The 18,772-nt window shown below is 31.5% G+C and carries 21 protein-coding genes; 5 read left to right on the top strand and 16 right to left on the bottom strand.

All coding sequences use genetic code 11. The features are described from left to right. Positions 1–3: 3 nt before the first annotated feature. The 4 genes from fabI to gap are packed head-to-tail and all read right to left on the bottom strand — an operon-like array spanning position 4 to position 3,703. Positions 4–828: an enoyl-ACP reductase FabI gene (gene fabI / locus CCO88_RS00105; protein ID WP_002838966.1), complete on the bottom strand. Its 825-nt coding sequence runs from the start codon at positions 826–828 to the stop codon at positions 4–6. Between the two features lie 3 nt (positions 829–831). Further along, positions 832–1,503, bottom strand: coding sequence for a triose-phosphate isomerase (locus tag CCO88_RS00100; RefSeq protein WP_002838965.1), 672 nt, complete (start codon positions 1,501–1,503; stop codon positions 832–834). Beyond that, positions 1,500–2,702, bottom strand: a complete 1,203-nt coding sequence (locus CCO88_RS00095) for a phosphoglycerate kinase (RefSeq protein WP_002838964.1) — start codon at positions 2,700–2,702, stop codon at positions 1,500–1,502. The genes CCO88_RS00100 and CCO88_RS00095 overlap by 4 nt, the downstream gene beginning before the upstream one ends. A 2-nt stretch (positions 2,703–2,704) precedes the next feature. After that, positions 2,705–3,703 (bottom strand): type I glyceraldehyde-3-phosphate dehydrogenase, encoded by a 999-nt coding sequence (gap, locus tag CCO88_RS00090; RefSeq protein ID WP_002785681.1) that lies wholly within the window; start codon positions 3,701–3,703, stop codon positions 2,705–2,707. A 61-nt stretch (positions 3,704–3,764) separates the two neighbouring features. On the opposite strand from gap, the gene nadD reads away from it, so the two are divergent. The 3 genes from nadD (at position 3,765) to CCO88_RS00075 (ending at position 5,074) form a co-directional block, all read left to right on the top strand. Beyond that, entirely contained in the window at positions 3,765–4,310 is a 546-nt protein-coding gene (gene nadD, locus CCO88_RS00085; protein WP_002795221.1) for a nicotinate (nicotinamide) nucleotide adenylyltransferase, read from the top strand. A gap of 28 nt (positions 4,311–4,338) precedes the next feature. Continuing rightward, positions 4,339–4,665 (top strand): ribosome silencing factor, encoded by a 327-nt coding sequence (gene rsfS, locus CCO88_RS00080; protein ID WP_002779159.1) that lies wholly within the window; start codon positions 4,339–4,341, stop codon positions 4,663–4,665. 133 nt (positions 4,666–4,798) lie between these two features. Further along, entirely contained in the window at positions 4,799–5,074 is a 276-nt protein-coding gene (locus CCO88_RS00075) for a hypothetical protein (protein WP_002810438.1), read from the top strand. A 221-nt stretch (positions 5,075–5,295) separates the two neighbouring features. On the opposite strand, the gene CCO88_RS00070 is transcribed toward CCO88_RS00075, so the two are convergent. Then, positions 5,296–6,660 carry a phosphomannomutase/phosphoglucomutase gene (locus tag CCO88_RS00070; protein ID WP_002789591.1) on the bottom strand — a complete coding sequence of 455 codons (1,365 nt, stop codon included), beginning with the start codon at positions 6,658–6,660 and terminating at the stop codon, positions 5,296–5,298. A gap of 111 nt (positions 6,661–6,771) precedes the next feature. Between CCO88_RS00070 and fliL the strand changes: the two genes are divergently transcribed. Then, a complete protein-coding gene (gene fliL, locus CCO88_RS00065; protein WP_002779164.1) occupies positions 6,772–7,308 on the top strand; it encodes a flagellar basal body-associated protein FliL in 537 nt (178 codons plus the stop codon). Continuing rightward, entirely contained in the window at positions 7,308–7,655 is a 348-nt protein-coding gene (acpS, locus tag CCO88_RS00060; RefSeq protein WP_002779165.1) for a holo-ACP synthase, read from the top strand. Before fliL ends, acpS begins: the two co-directional genes overlap by 1 nt. A gap of 2 nt (positions 7,656–7,657) precedes the next feature. On the opposite strand, the gene CCO88_RS00055 is transcribed toward acpS, so the two are convergent. From CCO88_RS00055 to CCO88_RS00005, 11 genes are all read right to left on the bottom strand, one after another. Further along, entirely contained in the window at positions 7,658–8,080 is a 423-nt protein-coding gene (locus CCO88_RS00055; RefSeq protein ID WP_002808696.1) for a hypothetical protein, read from the bottom strand. After that, the gene (locus CCO88_RS00050) at positions 8,077–9,447 is read right to left on the bottom strand and encodes a cytochrome P450 (RefSeq protein ID WP_002838960.1); all 1,371 of its coding nucleotides are present in this window, start codon (positions 9,445–9,447) and stop codon (positions 8,077–8,079) included. The genes CCO88_RS00055 and CCO88_RS00050 overlap by 4 nt, the downstream gene beginning before the upstream one ends. Then, the gene (locus CCO88_RS00045; RefSeq protein WP_002838959.1) at positions 9,444–10,565 is read right to left on the bottom strand and encodes a hypothetical protein; all 1,122 of its coding nucleotides are present in this window, start codon (positions 10,563–10,565) and stop codon (positions 9,444–9,446) included. Before CCO88_RS00045 ends, CCO88_RS00050 begins: the two co-directional genes overlap by 4 nt. A 68-nt stretch (positions 10,566–10,633) precedes the next feature. Beyond that, the gene (gene kpsS, locus CCO88_RS00040) at positions 10,634–11,815 is read right to left on the bottom strand and encodes a capsule polysaccharide modification protein KpsS (RefSeq protein ID WP_002838957.1); all 1,182 of its coding nucleotides are present in this window, start codon (positions 11,813–11,815) and stop codon (positions 10,634–10,636) included. Further along, complete coding sequence (locus CCO88_RS00035) at positions 11,812–13,839, bottom strand: capsular polysaccharide biosynthesis protein (RefSeq protein ID WP_002826779.1); 2,028 nt, start codon at positions 13,837–13,839, stop codon at positions 11,812–11,814. The genes kpsS and CCO88_RS00035 overlap by 4 nt, the downstream gene beginning before the upstream one ends. A 5-nt stretch (positions 13,840–13,844) precedes the next feature. Beyond that, positions 13,845–14,486, bottom strand: coding sequence for an HAD-IA family hydrolase (locus tag CCO88_RS00030; protein WP_002826780.1), 642 nt, complete (start codon positions 14,484–14,486; stop codon positions 13,845–13,847). After that, complete coding sequence (locus CCO88_RS00025) at positions 14,476–15,465, bottom strand: beta/alpha barrel domain-containing protein (protein ID WP_002826781.1); 990 nt, start codon at positions 15,463–15,465, stop codon at positions 14,476–14,478. Before CCO88_RS00025 ends, CCO88_RS00030 begins: the two co-directional genes overlap by 11 nt. Before the next feature lie 12 nt (positions 15,466–15,477). Further along, on the bottom strand, positions 15,478–16,113 hold the full coding sequence (locus CCO88_RS00020) for a cytidylyltransferase domain-containing protein (protein WP_002826782.1): 636 nt from the start codon (positions 16,111–16,113) through the stop codon (positions 15,478–15,480). Then, entirely contained in the window at positions 16,101–17,216 is a 1,116-nt protein-coding gene (locus tag CCO88_RS00015) for a phosphoribosyltransferase family protein (RefSeq protein WP_002826783.1), read from the bottom strand. The genes CCO88_RS00020 and CCO88_RS00015 overlap by 13 nt, the downstream gene beginning before the upstream one ends. Before the next feature lie 26 nt (positions 17,217–17,242). Beyond that, positions 17,243–17,971, bottom strand: a complete 729-nt coding sequence (kdsB, locus tag CCO88_RS00010; protein ID WP_002826784.1) for a 3-deoxy-manno-octulosonate cytidylyltransferase — start codon at positions 17,969–17,971, stop codon at positions 17,243–17,245. A gap of 60 nt (positions 17,972–18,031) precedes the next feature. Continuing rightward, on the bottom strand, positions 18,032–18,709 hold the full coding sequence (locus CCO88_RS00005) for an acylneuraminate cytidylyltransferase family protein (RefSeq protein WP_002826785.1): 678 nt from the start codon (positions 18,707–18,709) through the stop codon (positions 18,032–18,034). Positions 18,710–18,772 lie beyond the last annotated feature (63 nt).

Here is an 18,772-nt window from a genome sequence, read left to right as displayed (position 1 = left end):
CTTTTATCCTTTTTGATTATCCCAACAAAGAACAGTTTGCCCTTCTTCATTTTTTTCAACATCACCCATACCCATGATGTTATATCCTGCATCAACATAATGTATTTCACCTGTAACACCATTTGCCAAATCGCTAAGTAAATACATAGCCGAATTTCCTACATCTTCTATACTAACATTGCGTTTTAAAGGAGAATTGATTTCATTGTATTTTAATATCATTCTAAAATCACCTATTCCACTTGCTGCTAAAGTTTTAATAGGCCCTGCCGAAATCGCATTTACACGAATTCCTTTGATACCTAAATCTCTTGCCAAATAACGCACAGAACTTTCAAGAGCTGCTTTTGCCACACCCATAACATTATAATGAGGCACATATTTTACCCCGCCAAGATAGCTTAAAGTCAAAATTGCACCCTTTTCTTTTAATACTGGCAATACCGCACGCGTTAAAGAAAGTAAAGAATACACAGAAGTTTGCATAGCTATATCAAAAGCTTCTTTTGAAGTTTCTAAGAATGAATTTTCTAAAGCTTCTTTTGGCGCATAAGCAACAGCATGTACTATAAAATCAATCTCACCTAAATCTTTTTTAATTTTTTCAGCGATAAAGTCTAAATGATCGCTGTTATTTACATCAAGCTCATAAACAAAGTTTGATCCAAATTCTTCTGCTATAGGCTCAACACGCTTTTTTAATGCATCATTTAAAAAAGTAAAAGCTAAACTTGATCCTTGCTCATAACAAGCTTTTGCTATACCATAAGCTATGGATTTATTATTGGCTACGCCTACTATAAGGCCTTTTTTGCCTTTCATTATCATCATTTATCCTTTAATTAGTTTTATAAAATTTTCAGCTTTTAATGCAGCAGATCCTATTAAAACACCGCTGCAATGTTTTATATTTAAAATATCTTTGATATTGTCCTCATTTACACTTCCGCCATAAAGCAAAGGAGCTTGCGTAAGCGAAGAAAGAAATTCAAGCACTTTAGCAATATCTTCTTTTTTAGCACTCACACCACTTCCTATAGAGTAAATAGGCTCATAAGCGATAATGAGATTTTTATAATCTAGGTCAATAACTTCAAGTTGTTTTTTTAAAAAATCTAAGGTTTGATTTGAGTTTTTAAGCTTTAAATCCTCGCCTATGCAAAAAACGATTTTATAAGCATGCTCTTTAGCAAAATCAAATTTAGCTTTGATTAAATTTTCATCACCCAAAGCCCTTCTTTCAGAATGCCCTATCAAAACACATTTGATTCCAAATTCATCCAAATGCTCTTTTCCAAGTTCACCTGTAAAAGCTCCATTGACACAAGGATAAAAATTTTGCGCCCCTTGTATAAAATTTAATTCATTTTCTAAAAAAGCTATACTAGGTGGAAAAACGATAATATCATCACATTTTGCTCCCATAGTTTTATTTAAAATTTCAGCATAAATTTTAAAACTTGCTCTTGTGTGATTGCATTTTAAATTTGCAGCAAAGATCATTCATTTTCCTTAGATCTTAAAGCTTTTACGCCTGGAAGTTCTTTACCTTCTATAAGTTCAAGAGAAGCACCACCCCCAGTGGAAATAAAAGTCATTTCATCTGCATCTCCAGCACGCGCGACAACATCAGCCGTATCGCCACCCCCTACAACAGTAGTAGCATGTCCATCGCTGATAGCATGGCTCATTTTTATGCTGCCTTTTGAAAATTTATCGATCTCAAAAACACCCATAGGTCCATTCCACCAAATGGTCTGTGCATCAGAAATAACCTCTTTAAAAAGTCTCACACTTGCAGGACCTATATCTAAGCCCATCCAGCCACTTGGAATTTCTTGCGAAGGTACAAATTTCATTGGTGATTCTTGAGAGCAAGCAGGAGCAGCAACTACATCCACAGGTAAGTAAATTTTAACACCTAAATTCTTTCCTTTTGTAAGAATTTTATTGGCTTCTTCTAAAAGCTCTTCTTCTAAAAGTGAATTTCCTATATCAAAACCTTGCGCCTTTAAAAAAGTAAATGCCATACCACCACCAATGATGAGTTTATCAACTTTTGGAAGTAGATTTGTTAGAGCTTGAAGCTTGCCACTTACTTTTGATCCACCCACAACAGCAACAAAAGGACGTGCAGGACGCTTGATAAGATTTTCAGCAAATTCAATCTCTTTTTGTAGTAAAAATCCTGCACCCTTATGATTTTCATCAAAAAATTTAGTGATAGCCTCTACACTAGCGTGTGCTCTATGACATACCCCAAAAGCATCGTTGATATAAACCTCGGCCATAGAAGCAAGTTCTTTAGCTAAATTTTCATCATTTTTAGTTTCGCCCTTTTCAAAACGCAAATTTTCAAGCATTAAAATCTCACTTGCTTTTAAATTTGCTGCTTTGCTTTTTGCATCTTCTCCTATAACATCTTTTGCCATAACAATTTCTTTATCTAAAAGCCTTGCTAAACGCTTAGCTACAGGCTCTAAAGAATATTTAGAACTGATCTCTTTTGGGCGACCCAAATGCGAAGCTAAAATCACACTGCAACCATTATCTAAACAATATCTTATCGTAGGGATAGCCGATCTGATGCGTCTGTCATCAGTGATATTTAAAAAATCATCTTGAGGGACATTAAAATCACATCTTATAAAAACTTTTTTTTTGCTTAGATCAATATCTTTTATAGAAATAATATCACTCATTTTTAAGCCTTATTTGCAATATATACTGCCATATCTACTAGGCGGCTTGAGTATCCCCACTCATTGTCATACCAAGCAACAACTTTAACAAAATCATCTGCTATAACTTGGGTCAAATCACTTACCACAACCGCTCCATAAGAACAAGTGATAAAATCGCTCGATACCCTTTCATCATCATCAACCATTAAAATGCCTTTTAAATTTGTAGCTGCAGCTTTTCTAAAGGCTTCATTAAGCTCCTCTTTGCTTACTTTTTTGCTAAGTTGAGCGGTTAAATCCACGCTTGAAACATCAATAACGGGCACACGCATACTTTGCCCGTGAAGCTTGCCATTAAGTTCAGGCATAACAAGCTTCATCGCTTTTGCTGCGCCTGTAGAAGTTGGAATGATATTTTGAGCAGCAGCACGCGAGCGGCGTTTATCTTTAGTCTTTGCATCGATAATGCTTTGTCCATTAGTATAAGCATGTATAGTTGTCATCAGTCCTTTTTCTATGCCGAAATTATCTTGTAAAACACGACAAACAGGACCTAAGCAGTTAGTCGTACAACTTGCATTAGAGATGATATTTTCACCTTTATAATTTTGTGAATTTACACCTAAAACATAAGTAGGAGTATCATCTTTTGCAGGAGCACTCATGATCACTTTTTGCACTCCCATATCTAAAAATCCTTGGCATTTTTCTATTGTCAAATGAGCCCCTGTGCACTCTAAAACAATTTGTGCACCGTATTTTGCAAAATCAAGTTCTTTTATATCGCGGCTTTTAAACACTTTGATTTTTTTACCATTGATAATTAAATCATCCCCTTCATTTTCCACACTGCCTTCAAATTCTCCATGCACTGTGTCATATTTAAAAAGATATTTTGTAAGTTCGATATCTGTAGTATCATTTATCGCTACAAGTTCGATATCATCTCGTTTTGAAATAATTCTTGCTACACACCTTCCTATGCGACCAAAACCATTTATAGCAACTTTTACAGCCATTTTGTTTCCTTTTGCGAAGTTTTTTATGCTAATATTTTACTAAAAAAAGGTTAAAATTTTAATGAAAATTGCACTTTTTGGTGGCAGTTTTGACCCACCACACAAAGGACATGACGCTATTGTCAAAGAAGCTTTGGCAAAACTTGATATCGATAAACTCATTATTATGCCTACTTTTATCAATCCTTTTAAAAAAGGATTTTTTGCCGATGAAAAACAAAGATTTGCTTGGGTAAATAAACTTTGGGGAAATTTAGAAAAAGTAGAAATTTGCGACTTTGAGATCAAGCAGAAACGCCCCGTACCAAGCATTGAAAGCGTAGAATATCTTTATAAAATTTATCATCCTAGCAAATTTTATCTTCTAATCGGTGCGGATCATTTAGAAAAACTTCATCTTTGGCATGATTTTGAAAGACTTAATTCTTTAGTAGAATTTATCATCGCAAATCGCAATGATATAGACATTCCAAAAAATTTTAAAGATTTAAAAACCAAGATAAAAATCGCCTCATCTTTCATAAGAAGCACCCTAGATACCCATGAAGTTTGCGATGAAATTAAAAATGAAGTGAAAAATTACTATGAAAAATTACAAAAAAACTGATACAATTTCAAAAATTTAAAGGAAAAAAATGCAAGAAAGAGTAGATTTAATCGTTAAAATTTTAGATGAAAAAAAAGCTGAAGACATAAAAACCTTTGATATGAGCGAGCAAGATTATTTTGTAAAATATGTCATCATCGCAGCTACCTTGGGTGAAAAACATGCCTTATCTTTAATCGATGAACTTAAAACCAAACTCAAAGCCAAGGGTGAAGAATTTTTAAATATAGAAAGCAGTGAAGAATGGAGTGTCATTGATCTAGGTGATATACTTATCCATCTTTTAACACCTGAGCACCGAGGAATTTACAATATAGAAGAATTGTTAGAAAGTCTTAAAAAAATCAAGGCATAAGCTTAAAATGCAAAAAATACACTAAAAATTTCAAAAAAATAAACAAATTTTATGATTTTTTTGAGTTTTCCAATGAGCTTTTTTGCCCTCATTGTCAAGCAAGATATCGTTTAAATTTCAATTCGGCCATGTTTTGGGCGGATATCTCTTCTTTTTTGGTTTAATTATCTTATTTGCTTTATTTGATAGTGATTTTTGGGAATTTTTTAAATTTTTCCTTCAAATAAGAATGATTTTAATCCCACTTAGAGTAGTCTTTATCATCCTTGTGCCCTTTCATTTAGAAAATTCTTTTTTAGGCAAAACTTTTTATTTTTTAGAAAATCTTTTTTGTTTGGCATTTGCAATTTTACTAATCGTTGCAATTATTATGCCATTTTTAGAACGAATCTCCAAAATATTTTTCTAAATATCCTATGCGTTTTTCAAGGCTTGGATGTGTGGCAAAAATACCATCAAAGGCTTTTAGGAAAAATGTACACACAATTTTGTTTAAGTTTTTTATCATAAAAGTGGATCTTTAGTGTATATTTTTACTACATTCTCACACAAACAACGCGTTATATAAATGAGAAAAAGCTCTTGTTTTCGTGCTTTTCTCTAAATTTACAAATAAACCTAAAATACTTATTAAACCGATTCTTTAATATCATTAAAAAGTTTAAATACTTTAGCTTCAAGTTCTTTTGCTTGCTCCAAAGAACTTGCTTCAAAACGCGTGATAAGATAAGGGCTGGTATTAGACGCACGAAGTAAAGCCCATCCATCACCAAAATCAATCCTGGCTCCATCGATTTCACAAAGACTCTTTACTCCTTCTAAGTCACCCTTTTCTATCGCTTTTTTAAATTCATCCACAAGTTTGAATTTTTCTTCCTCGCTTACTGGAATTTTAATCTCAGGCGTAGTGTAAAGTTTTGGCAAGGCACTGATCATACTTTCTAAATCATAGCCCTTATAAACAAGTTCTAAAGCTCTTAAAAAAGCATAAATTCCATCATCATATCCAAAATATCTGTGTTTAAAGAAAATATGCCCGCTTACTTCAGCTGCTAAGTCAATATCTTTTTCTTTCATCATTTTTTTAATATTTGAATGTCCTGTTTTTCCCATAAAAATAGTACCAAATTTTGCCACCTCATCAAAAAGATTTTTAGAGCATTTTACCTCGCCTAAAATTCTAGGATTAGGAATATTTTTTGCAAACAAATAACAAAGCTCATCCCCACAAAAAATATGAGTTTTACTCAAAGCAACCATTCTATCAGCATCCCCATCAAAAGCAAATGCTAAAGGATATTCTTGATTTTCATTTAAAAAATTCTTTATAGCGTGCAAATTTTTTTCTTCTGTAGGATCAGGTTCGTGGTTTGGAAATTGTCCATCAGGATTTGAAAACATAACATGAGCTTTTAAATTTAAAGCTTTTACTAAAGGCTCTATAACAACCCCAGCGGCTCCATTGGAGCAATCGATTGCAAATTTATAATTAAAATCCTTTAAAAAGTTAAATTGCTCACACATAAAATTCACATAAAGACTTAAAATATCGTATTTTTGAGCCTCTAAATTTTCTTCAATCTCATCCTCTAAATGCTTATAAACTTCTTTTGAAAATTCTTTAAGTTCAGCTCCAAAAAAACTTTCCTTACCTATGGTGATTTTAAAGCCGTTATAATCTTTTGGATTGTGCGAACCTGTGATCATAATATTTGCATCAAATTTCATACCCTCATAAAGGCTAAAATATCCAAGTGGAGTGGGGACAAGTCCTATGTTGTAAACTTGTATGCCTGCTTTATTAAGCCCGCTAACTAGATATCTATAAAGCTCATCAGCACTATATCTTGCATCATAACCCACGCTTACATTTTTACAACCTTTTGCAAGCATAGTTTGTCCCAAACAAAAACCTATAGCTTTGACACTTTTTTCATTGAGTTCTTTGCCATAAAGTCCGCGTATGTCGTATTCTCTAAAAATCACATCTAGCATAATTTTTCCTTAAATCTTTTTAATAAATTTCTTTTTATAATGTAAAATTTGGATAGAAAAGAAAATTTTGCTACAATTTTACATTAATTTCACTAAATAAAGGAAAAATTAATGGATGAAGAATTAGAAAATAACGAAGAAAAAAAGAAAAAAGGCGGTTCGCTTGTTATCATTATAGTGATTTTACTTTTTGTTCTACTTCTTAGCATCATGGGTGTGATTGCATGGCTTATTTCAAGTAGCTCAAGCGATGAGAGCGAAGTCAAAGCAGCTCCAAAAGAAGAGGCAAAAACCGATAAGGCTAAAGTGACAGCACCGGCGCAACGTGGAAGTGATTTTGCAAATATAGGACCTATGTATCCTCTTGATCCTTTTACTTTAAATTTACTTAGTGATAGCGGCTCAAGATATGTAAAATGCACTATAGAATTAGAGCAAAATACAGAGCTTTTAAAACCTGAGCTTGATAAAAAAGTAGCGGTAATTCGCGATATCATTATCCGCACCTTAACTGCAAAAACCTTTGAAGAGGTTAGCACGCAAAAAGGCAAAGAAAGACTTAAGGATGAGCTTGTTGGAAAAATCAACGAAATTCTTACCGATGGCTTCATCAAAAATGTTTATTTTACTGATTTTGTAGTTTCTTGATGCGTATAGGTTGCGATATAGTTGCCATTTCTAGGATAGATACAATCTATCAAAAGCATGGCAACGCTTTTCTTGATAAATTTCTAAACCAAAATGAGCAAAAATTGATAAAATCTAGCTCAACTTTAGCAGGTTTTTGGGCTGCAAAAGAAGCAGCAAGTAAAGCTTTAGGCGTAGGAATTTCAAAAGAATGTGGCTTTTTGGATATAGAAATTTCAAAAGACAGCAAAAATGCTCCTCATTTAAAACTCGCTTCTCATGTATTAGAAAAATTTAAAATCAATTCTACCTCTCTTAGCATCTCACATGATAATGGTTTTGCTATTGCAGTAGTTGCTTTGGATTAATTTTATCTCTTACCTATAGTTTGTTTATCTAAATTTCTTGAAAGTATAAAATCAACGACAGGTTGTTCTCTTTTATTGGCTCTTTTGCAATGATCTTTTTGAAAAAAATCTGTGATTTTAATCACTACCCTTGCCCATTTTTTTCTATTTCTTTCGCGCCACGCGTGTGAAGATACACTTTCCCAAGCATAGCCATTAAACAAACTTGCATTTACGAAATGATCCAAAGCCCTTACACCTTGCCTTGCTCTAGCTGTATTAAAAAAAGTTCCCACTATCACTATGAGTAAATATCCACAAATTGCCAAAGGCACTATGGCGCAAAGTAAGATCGTCCCTGCTAGTTTTTCTTTTAAACTTCCTTTTAGATTGCGCTTAATGCGGTTGCGAAAATTGGGACGAATTCTTGCTTTGACTCTTTTCATGGCTCTCTTTTACTAAATTTTATCCTCATTCCATTTGCAGAACGCACCGTTAAACGACCCACCACATCTGGAACAAAACCCTCTTCAAGCTCTAATTTGTATTTTTTTAAGATATTGGCCAAAATTAAAATAGCCTCTTGCATCGCAAAACCTTGACCTATACAAATTCTCTCTCCTACTCCAAAAGGTAAATAAGCATCCTTTTTATACTCGCTTTCGAAACGAGAAGGTTTAAATTCATGCGGATTAGCCCAAAAGCCTTCATGTCTGTGTATCAGCCAAGGTGCTATAACAACACCCGAACCTTTTTTAATCATCTTATCTCTTATTTTTGTATCTTTTTTTGCTTCTCTTGCAAAAAAGCCTACAGGAGGATAAAGTCTTAAAGATTCTTTAAAGATATTGGTCAAGTATTTAAACTGTCTTAGATGTGAAATTTGTATATTTTCACCTTGTAAAACTTGAATGATTTCTTTATAAGCTTTTTCTTGTTCATCAGGATAGAGGCTAAGCAGATAAAGAGTCCATGTTAAAGAACTTGCTGTTGTTTCATGGCCTGCCAAGAAAAGCATAGCCACTTGATCTAGAATTTCCTCAAAAGAAAAGCGTTGATTAGTCTGCGCATCTACTACTAAAAGTAAAGATCCTAAAATATCCTCAAAACTTTGTGCTTTTTCACTATTCACCGCATCATATCTTGGCTTTATAATATCGCTTAAAACTTGCCTGATCACATCGCCCGCTTTAGCACGCTTACGATCACCCAACACATAAGAAAGCCATTTAGGGAAACGAAACATACGACGCATAGCCGTATGTACGCTTTGTTCTTGAAAAGTCACAAAAGCATCTAGGATTTTCTTTCCTTGCTCTTCATCTAACTTAGAAGACATGATGGTACGAAAAATGACATCAGCAGTGATGAAAGTCATAGCCTCATCCACTTCGATAATAGAAGCATTAGGGTATTTTTCAAAACGCTTCATCATATCGCTTACTGCTTCACTCATGAGATTGAAAACCTTTGAAATACGAGTCATTTCAAAACTTGGGCGTAAAAGTTCGCGTTGCTTTTTCCAAACCTCACCATTTGTTGTAAAAATGCTCTCCCCTAAAAGAGGGCTTAAAAGCTCATGTAAAAATGCACTTTTTGGAAATTCTTTAACCTCATCAACCATCATTCTTTTAACTTCTTTAGTATCGTTGATCACATAAAGATCAAAATTTGGCATTTTTACATAACCTGTTTGCATTTTATAGCTACGCTCATAAAGACCATCAAGCCATGATCTGCGTTTTAATAAAAAGGTTAAAAGTGTTGAAGCTTTATTTTTATAGGGTTTGGGAAAAAATGGACACTGACTCATATCTTTACCTTTTCTTCTAAAAATTTAGGTGCCACAATAAAAGCAAAAAAATCATAACTCCCTTTAATATGAGGACTATAAAGATATAAAAAATGTGCTTTATTTTTATCTCTTTTAATTTTTTTATATTCATTTTTTTCATACAAAGTATGAAATTTAGCACTTAAAAATGGTGGGGTAAAGTTAGCCTGCACCCCGCTTGTACGGAAAAAATCCACTTGTGGAAAACACGCTCCATCGATTATTGAAGTATAATCATACCATTTTAAATCAAATGCAGAAACAAATTCAAGTTTTTTTCTAAAATCGTCTGCATTTTTTTGATAGCTTGTTAAAGGAATGCATTCTCCTAGTGTAAGAATTTTTAATTTATCTAATACTGCTTTATCTAAATTTTGTTTTAAGATACATTCTAAAACTTCTATGCAAACTATAGTTCCAACACTATGAGCTACCAAGATGAGTTCGTAATCTTGCTTGTTTTCATTTTGCTTTAAAGATTTTAAAATCTCATCTGCAAAAAGCTTTATCCTTTGCTCCATAGCCCCCAATCTTTTCTCTTTCCAAGTAGCACAAAAAGCACATATCCTTGCTATCCAAAATACAGCCAATTTTCTACCTAGCTTGAATAAAAAACGATTGAGTAAAAATCCTAGAACTATACCTATAACAATCGCCAAAAAAGAAGGGATATGATTTTGCAAAAAAACAAAACTTCCCAAAGCTAAGCCTAAAGATAATAACAAAGAAAAAATAACATAAAAGAAAGGATAATAACCTGTGATGAGCTGATAAATCGACTCTTTACCAAATTTAAGAAAAAGCCCCGTAATGGTATAAATTCTAAAAAAACTATAACAATCCATCAAAGCATCTTTATAACTTTGAGACCAATTTTTTTTAACTATATCATTCCAAGTTAAAAAATGATAGCGTGTTTGAACATCTTTACAATCAATCTTAAAAGAAGGAAAGTTTTCATTCTTTTCAATCCCGCTTATCTCTGCTTTAAAATCAAATCTATGAGAATAATCTTTTAAATTTTTCTTAAATAAATCATAATAAAATCTATAACTCTTAGGATCATAGCCCGCTATATAAAATACTTCTCTATCCATAAAAATTCATTTCTTTTTTAGATTGATTATAACATTTTGTTTTAAAAGCTGTCTTAATCGGACTTTTATCAACCTAAAAACGAATTTTTGTAAAAATTGCCGTTGAATTGATTTGTATTTAAAAGATAATTTTTAAAATTTATAACCAAGCTAGGATTGGGTTTATAAGCATGAGCTTCGCGCCAAAAAAATTGAAGTTTTTTTGGATAAGCTAGGCCTTCAAAATCATAAAAAGCATTTCCACAAACCTTAGTAGGACAACCCTCTAAAATAGCACTTAAACCCACTGTAGAATTGATCGTAATACAACCTAAAGCATTTTTTAAAAGAGTAGGCAAATAAGTATCATGTACATAGAAAATTCTTCCTTCTACATGGTATTTTTGACTTAGCTCATTTATAAGTTTAGAATAATTTCTATATCCCCTATCCATAGGATGATGTTTAAAAACAAGATAAGACTTTGCTCTTGCGTGATTTGCAAAAGAAAGGATAAGCTCTTCTATAAATTCTTCTATGCTTTTTTTATAATGGTGCTTAATTTGCGTATCATTATAAACTTGCAAAATAGCCAAAAAGTACTTTTTTTCAAGGCTATAAATTTTTTGATTGAGTTTTTTTTCTGTGAATTTATAAAGGTATTTTCTATATAAAGATCTAAACCAAAATAAAAATTCAAAAGGAAATAAGGTGCGATGATGAAGCTTGTTGTTAAAAAAAGGAGCTAGCAGAAAAGAAAAAAGCCAATACAAAAAAGCACTAAAAGCCATAAATTTAAAACCACCTGGAATTTCTTTTATGCTTTCTTTTGTAAGGATATTGCAAGAAAGATAGAAATTTTTATCGCGAGGCAAGGAGGAGTTTGCATTGACCCCATCTTTTTCAAAAGTGATACAATAAGGCCTTAAATACCCCTCTTCAAAAATCCAAATACCAATGCCAAGCCCCTTAGCTACTTTGATAGCTTTTGCATGGATCAAACGGCAATCATTATACATCACAATAGCATCTATCTTTTTTTCTTTAAAAAAGCTCTCATAAAAATTTTCAAGATCCTTTTCGTCGCACTTGCACCTTTTTCCACTTGGATAGAAAAGAAAATCCCCTCCATTAAAATTAAGCTTAAAAACTTTGGTTTTATTTTTTTTCATCTTTATGGCAAGGCGGTGAAAAAAAGTCCCTACAGGTCCTTGTAAAAGCAAGACAGTTTTACCGCTAAATTCTTTTTTAATCTTATCGCTAAATTTCATCTTTTTATAAAAACTTCACCTATTCTTCTTATCTTTCTAAGCATTAAAATTCTAAAATCAATTAAAATTTTTAGCCATCTTTTTGAAAAATAATCTTTTTGCAAAGCTAACATTGTATCCAAAGCAAGCTCAACTTCACATAAATTTTTACTCTTTGGATGAATATATCTTGGATAAAGGATCAAAACTCCTGCCACAAGCTCTTCTAAACTAAGCACTCTTGTGCGTCTTGAGATGTGGTGCAAATCTTGAGTCAAACCCCAACCTGCATAAAAAGGCTTTCCATAAACCACTACTTTCTTGCCCCGTAAAAGAGCATCAAAACCGCTAGTAGAAGTGATGGTATGTACTTCATCGCATGCATTTATAGCACTGTCTATACTGACATTTTCTATGATTTCATCGCAGTATTTTAAAATGATATCTTTATCCTTTAAACCCTTGCGATTTCCACTTAAAACATCAGGGTGAGGTTTAAAAACTATAAAGGCGTTTTCATTGGCCTTTCTTACGCTTTGCAAAAGCTTTAAGGTGTCAAAATCTGCTCCACCTAAGATCATCGAAGCATCATCTTCTACTTGAGCGGGAATTAAAATGATTTTTTTATTTGTATTAAAGTCAAGTTTTTCATGCTTTAGGCCGTTGTACTTTGAAAATTTATTTTGCGTTATGGTAGTGATGAGCTTTTTGGCTCTTTGTCTTAAAGTATCATCAAATTCATGATTTTGCAAAAGTTCTTCTAAATCGCTAGGGTGATTAGGATCTACATACAAACCTTTACTATCTACTATCAAAGAAAAAGGACGCGTAAGATCTGAACCTAAAAAAACCGAGCGCAAAAAGCCATCTTCTACTAAAAAAATTTCATTGTTAAAATCTTTGGCCAGCAAAGCTTTATCATACTTTTTACCCCAAATGAAGATTTTATCTTCGGAATTTAAATTCGCTTTATAAAGTTCATCAAGTGAGTTTAAAAAAATGATTTTATTATTCTTGGCTTTAAAAAATGGCTTCATAAACCAACGCTTCCATAAAGTAAAGCCTAAAAAATATAAAGTATGAGAATTTACTTGCTCTATCTTTTTATACTTTGCTAAAGTATGAATAGTATCAAAAATATCACTTTTTTGATTTAAGTAGGGGTTAAAATACTCGCTGTATAAGATATAAGCAGCATAAAAAACTTCTTCTAAAGATCTTTTTTTAACTCTTCTTTTGCACTCTAGCTTATCTTGAGTTAGCCCCCATCCTGCGTAAAAAGGCATACCATAACACACACATTCGCATCCTAATATCAAAGCTTCAAAACCCATACCTGAAGTCTTAGTATAGACTTTTTTAAAATGACTTAGCAGTTCTATGGGATTATAATTTTCTTTTAAAATCACGCATCTACTGGGCAAATCCTGCATGCTAAAATCACTTTGTTTTTTACCACTTAGCACATCAGGATGGATTTTGATATATATTTTAGCATTTGGATTTTCTTTTAGGGCGTCATTTATGATATCTTGGGTCGAAAAATCACTTGCCAAACCAAATCGAAGTGAAGCGTCATTTGCCACTTGAGTGATGATTAGAACGCGCTCTTCGTTGGCACTGAAAAGCTCTTGAGGTATGCAAAGATTGTTATTATACTTGCTGAGTTTTTCTTTTTTAATAAGCTCTATGGCTTTTTTTGCCCAAGCTAGCTCTTTGGGGCTAAACTCATAGGTATTTAAAATATTTTCAAGCCTTGAAGGAGTGCTCGCATCATAATAAATCCCCACATCATCTTTAACTATAGAAAAACTCGGACTATTTTCTACGCCTAAATTTAATGAGCGCAAAAAGCCATCTTCTAAAAGCATAAATTTAGCATGATGTTTTTTGGCTAGAGCTATAGCTTTTAAACCTGAATTTTTTCTGCCCCAGCCTACAAAAACATCTTCTTTACCTATGCTTTTATAGGCCTTATACAAGACTATCTTGTAAAAATCTTTAACATTTTTTATAAGTTTTTTTGAAGTGGTGTGGAATTTCATTCTAATTAACTTAATACATCAAAAATCTTTTCTATATCATCGATAATTGCGATATTTTTGTAATTATATAATTCATTCTTATTTCCAAAACCATAAGAAACACCCACAAAATCAATTCCTACATTTTCAGCACCTAAAGCATCGTGTGCAGTATCTCCGACCATTAGTATTTTATCTAAAGCAATATTAAATTTTTTAATACAATGTCGTATTATATCTGTTTTTGTTAACTTGTTATTAGAATTCGAACCTTGAATAAAATCAAACATTTTATCTACTTGCAAATATTTTAAAAGTAACCTACAATAATCATCTTTTTTATACGAAGCAATAGCCAATTTATACCTACAATCTCTCAATCTGCCAAGAGTTGGGGCTACATTCTTATACAAACTAGCATCGTATAAAAAATCCTTTCTATATATATCTCTAAAAATTTTGGTAGCATGCTCAGCACTACAATCATCCATTTTATACCGTTCTTTAAAAGAATTAAAAATAGGAAGTCCAACAAGAGCTTTTTTTTCTTCTTCAGACAACTGTGGTAAACTTAAAAAATCAATAGTATAATCTATGCTTTTAATAACACCGCTAGCCGAATCTACCAAAGTACCATCTAAATCAAATAATATTAATTCATATTTCATATTTTGAAATAATTTCCTGTGCATAAGTAGAATTAAATTTTTCTCCGTAGCCATTTGCTTTGACTAACTTTTGAAGTTTAATATTGTCATAAGTTGAAAATCCTTGCTCAAAAAAATATTCTGGATAAGTTCGATCAATATTTATCACTGCAGAGTGTACATATATAGGATTATATCCCCATTCATTAATCTTTTTATACTCCCTAATAATATCAATTAAAGAATATAAAGAATCTATATGGTAGCGACTATTTTGTAAATGAGAAACTAGTAATTCTGTCGGCAAATTTCCAGGAATTCTCCCCATACCCAATACAGAAGAGTCAATAATAATATTTCTATGAGAAAGTGTCTTTATAGCTTGCAAAGCAAGAGAAAGAGATGAGGATAAATTCTCGTGCAAATGAATACCTATCTCAATATCACTTGGGATTATCTCATCGAAAAGTAAAAGAAATTTTGAAAATTCTTCATTCGTTAAAGAGCCAAAAGTATCTACAATTGAAATACCTTCAGGATGCAAAACAACAAGCTCTTGTAATATATTTTTTATTTCCCCCAAAGAATATTTTGTAACACCGATAGGATTTAAATATACAGAATATCCTAGATCTTTAGCTTTAGAAGTGTATTTTTTTATATCTTGTAAATGTTCCTTATATAAAGCCATTCTTATAAAATCTATATTTTTAGTTTTTTTTATTTTTTCAAAATCACACCTGTCTGTTCGAAGCATCACCCCAAAGCTACTTTTGACCTTATTTATCTCTTCTAAAACTTCATCAATATACTCAATAGAATCAAATATGGATGAGTCTTTATCAAAAATAGCATTTTGCAGAAAACCAACCTCAATCAAATCGATGCTTGCCTCTGCTAATTTTTGCAATATCAAAAGGATATTTTCTTTGCCAAAATTACCCTTATTAACATGCGCCCCATCCCTTAATGTACAATCTAATATTTTAATTTTATTCATTGTTTATCTTCCTTATTTATCTAAAATTTGTTTAAAAAATAAAAAATCATTTGTATCTTTAATTTCAAAGGTAAATTTATGTTCTAAAATCTTTTTATATGGTACCTTACCCCAAGGATACCTATATTTTTCCATTAAATTTTTACTTATAATAAAACATCCATTAACAAGATAATAAAATTTGGGCAAACTACTAGAATGAATATGATAATGTCCAGTTTTAAAATTTAAAGCTCCATTTTCATCTAAGATAAATTTATCAAGTTTTCCACAAGTAATTAAAGAATCATAAATAGCAAAATCTAAGTTTAAAAATTCATCTATCGCTTCGGAAAAAATTTTTTCATCTATAAAGGGATTCATGCAAGATGTCCATATAACATATGGATTTTCAATATTTTGAATAAGGTTTATAATAAATTCTTCTAAATTATCTTGTACTTCTTCTTCCTTTCTAAAATAAAATTTTACATCAAAATTACTAACATATTCTCTTATTTCCAAAGAATTACTAGCAACAATGATTTCACTAATAAGGCTATTTTTTTTAAAACAATTAATCTTTCTTTCTAATAAACTGAAATTGTTACATTTGGCAATTTCTAACTGTTCATCTTTTTGTCTAATTGGAATTATTACAGTAAACATCTCTTCTCCTTCAAAAAACACTCATAGCATATATTATTATCGATTTTATTTAAAATTTTAGCATATTGTTCTAGAGGTAAAAAATTAACAGAATTTACATTAAAATAGTTTGACAAATATCTTTCGTTAATCTTTTTTAAAAGCAAGATTCTTTTAGGTTGAACCAAATAATCACATTGCAAAAAACATTTTGGAGATGGGATCGCAAGATGAATTTTAGAAACATCACAATCTTTTAAAATATCGCAAACCACTTTCAAAGTAGCTCCTGTAAAAATAGCCTCATCAACCAAAATAATATTTTTGTTTTTAATCAACTCAGAATTTATCTCCATATTATTATACAAATATCTTTTCCGTGTATCCACATCTTGAATCTCAAAAGCCCTCTCGCTGATTTGAATTTTTTTAAGCGCAGGTAGCATTGGAATTTTCAAGGCTTTTGACAAGCCTACAGCATAAAATATTCCACTAGAAGGCACCGGAACTATGTAGTCAATGTCATTAAGATCGCCTATATTAAGATAATCAGCCAATATCTCCCCTAACTTTATACGAAAATTTCCAACATTTTGCAAAAAGATATTTTCATTGGGATCTCCCTGATATAAAAGCCTTAAAGAACAAAATTTTTGTCTTTGAGATATAATTTTTGAGTTAAAACTATCATATTTAACTAAAATATGACCATGTTTTACACCTTCAACAATGCTTTCTATAAAGTAATCAATCAAAACCTCTGCACTTGCAAAACTTTGAATTTCATTCACCCTATCATTAAAACCAATAAAATTTGAAATTTTAATAAGAGTAATATTTTTAAATGTTCTATAGGTATTTCTTATTGATTTTTGAATAATGATAATTTTAGAAAATCGGGAAAAATAACCTACTATTTTTTTAACATTTTCTTTTTTTGACTCCAAAGAATTAATAATAATATATTCTGTTTTTTCAAAAATATCGTTTCGCATAATGCTCAAAAACTGCTCATCGCAATCAAAAATTTGTAATTGATTGGGAAAATATCTTTTAAAATATTTTTGAAATTTTATTCCCACTAAATCATTACCACTAAGCAATAGAAATTTATAATTATGCATTAATATTCCAAAAAATTATATACATTTTAAAGCCTTTTTTTATTTTTTAAATTATTTTTAATTTTCTCCAAATCTTTTGGTGTGTCTACAGATAAGGATTTAAAATTTTTTACTTCAATACAATAAAAATCTTTACCATACTCAACAAATCTTAAAATTTCTAAACCTTCTATTTTTTCATATTTTGATGGTTTCGATAAGGCAAAAAAATCTAGCATTGATTTCGTATATGCTAAAACTCCAATATGTTTATAATACTCAAACTCTAAACTTTTATAAGGAGTAGGTATAGGGGTTCTAGACATATAAATAGCTTTTTTATTTTTATCAAAAATAATTTTTATATTACTTAGATCTAAAAGTTCATTTGGGGATTTAATCTTACAAATTAAATTTGCAACAAAATCTCTACCGATAACTCTCGGAATAATACGTTCAATTATCCTTGATTCAATCAAAGGCTCATCGCCATTAATTTGTACATACAAATCAGCTTTTATTTTTTGCGAAACCTCATGTACTCTTGAAATACCATTTTCGTGAATATTTGTCATTATATTTGGTATATCAAATTGATCACATGCTCTCATAATCCTCTCATCATCTGTAGCTACAATTAAGTCTGTTAATTTTTTAGCTTTTTTCGCCTGATTATATACCCACCATATCATAGGTTTTCCCAAAATATCTGCCAAAGGTTTTCCTGGAAATCTTGTCGATCCATATCTTGCCGGTATAATGCCTAAAATTTTCATTAGGCAACCTTTAATGTCAATAAACCATAGGGATGAGCTAGATACTGCGTAAAGCATTTATCAATTACCCCCCCCCATAAGCTTATCTTCATCCAGCCAAGCTAAAGCAGTCAAATAATCATACTTTGTATCAATATCTATAGAAGCTTTTTGATCCACTATAAATCTATAAGCATTTGGTCCATAATGATAATGCCATTTGGCCACAGAGATAATTGGAGCCATAATTATACCATTTGTAAAAAAATCCAAAGGAGGTAGATCTTGTGAATTTTGATGTGCCAAACCTAATTTATAATTTAATGGGCCATTTTCATCAAGCATATAATGTTTAAACTTGTAAACAGCAATCAAAGAATCATGACCCTCTGTCAAAGCTTTTAAATACTCTTGTTTTGCTTGCATCATTAATTGTTCATCAAAAAAAGGTGAAGTTGCACAAGCCCAAACTAAATGACCTTCGGGAATCAACTTTGTAATATAATCTAAAAAATCACTAAAAGGTTTACTTTCATCCGCTAAATCTTTCGGTCTTAATATGGCTTCTACGCCCATATTTCTAGCCATTTGTAGCATTTCTTCACTATCGGAACTTACGATAATTCTATCTGCTATATTTGAGATTTTAACCTGTCTTATCTTTCTAGTAAGTAGATTTTCATTGCCAAAAGGCTTGATATTTTTCCTAGGAAGTCTTGAACTATCAGCTTTAACAGGAATCACTGCTGTAAATTTCACTTTTTCTCCTTTTTATTCTTAAATTCTAGTTTGATTCTCCTAATCTCAAACCATAGTTTAACA

Origin of the sequence: Campylobacter coli LMG 9860 (assembly GCF_000254135.1) — a bacterium.
Taxonomy (GTDB): domain Bacteria; phylum Campylobacterota; class Campylobacteria; order Campylobacterales; family Campylobacteraceae; genus Campylobacter_D; species Campylobacter_D coli.
Note: the sequence above shows the minus strand (reverse complement) of the source record. Positions and strands in the feature narration are given on the sequence as shown.

Bases quoted from the DNA above. Each gene is read 5' to 3' on its own strand.
- fabI (WP_002838966.1), bottom strand. From the start codon at position 828: ATGATAATGAAAGGCAAAAAAGGCCTTATAGTAGGCGTAGCCAATAAT.
- CCO88_RS00100 (WP_002838965.1), bottom strand. From the start codon at position 1,503: ATGATCTTTGCTGCAAATTTAAAATGCAATCACACAAGAGCAAGTTTT.
- CCO88_RS00095 (WP_002838964.1), bottom strand. From the start codon at position 2,702: ATGAGTGATATTATTTCTATAAAAGATATTGATCTAAGCAAAAAAAAA.
- gap (WP_002785681.1), bottom strand. From the start codon at position 3,703: ATGGCTGTAAAAGTTGCTATAAATGGTTTTGGTCGCATAGGAAGGTGT.
- nadD (WP_002795221.1), top strand. From the start codon at position 3,765: ATGAAAATTGCACTTTTTGGTGGCAGTTTTGACCCACCACACAAAGGA.
- rsfS (WP_002779159.1), top strand. From the start codon at position 4,339: ATGCAAGAAAGAGTAGATTTAATCGTTAAAATTTTAGATGAAAAAAAA.
- CCO88_RS00070 (WP_002789591.1), bottom strand. From the start codon at position 6,660: ATGCTAGATGTGATTTTTAGAGAATACGACATACGCGGACTTTATGGC.
- fliL (WP_002779164.1), top strand. From the start codon at position 6,772: ATGGATGAAGAATTAGAAAATAACGAAGAAAAAAAGAAAAAAGGCGGT.
- acpS (WP_002779165.1), top strand. From the start codon at position 7,308: ATGCGTATAGGTTGCGATATAGTTGCCATTTCTAGGATAGATACAATC.
- CCO88_RS00055 (WP_002808696.1), bottom strand. From the start codon at position 8,080: ATGAAAAGAGTCAAAGCAAGAATTCGTCCCAATTTTCGCAACCGCATT.
- CCO88_RS00050 (WP_002838960.1), bottom strand. From the start codon at position 9,447: ATGAGTCAGTGTCCATTTTTTCCCAAACCCTATAAAAATAAAGCTTCA.
- CCO88_RS00045 (WP_002838959.1), bottom strand. From the start codon at position 10,565: ATGGATAGAGAAGTATTTTATATAGCGGGCTATGATCCTAAGAGTTAT.
- kpsS (WP_002838957.1), bottom strand. From the start codon at position 11,815: ATGAAATTTAGCGATAAGATTAAAAAAGAATTTAGCGGTAAAACTGTC.
- CCO88_RS00035 (WP_002826779.1), bottom strand. From the start codon at position 13,839: ATGAAATTCCACACCACTTCAAAAAAACTTATAAAAAATGTTAAAGAT.
- CCO88_RS00030 (WP_002826780.1), bottom strand. From the start codon at position 14,486: ATGAAATATGAATTAATATTATTTGATTTAGATGGTACTTTGGTAGAT.
- CCO88_RS00025 (WP_002826781.1), bottom strand. From the start codon at position 15,465: ATGAATAAAATTAAAATATTAGATTGTACATTAAGGGATGGGGCGCAT.
- CCO88_RS00020 (WP_002826782.1), bottom strand. From the start codon at position 16,113: ATGTTTACTGTAATAATTCCAATTAGACAAAAAGATGAACAGTTAGAA.
- CCO88_RS00015 (WP_002826783.1), bottom strand. From the start codon at position 17,216: ATGCATAATTATAAATTTCTATTGCTTAGTGGTAATGATTTAGTGGGA.
- kdsB (WP_002826784.1), bottom strand. From the start codon at position 17,971: ATGAAAATTTTAGGCATTATACCGGCAAGATATGGATCGACAAGATTT.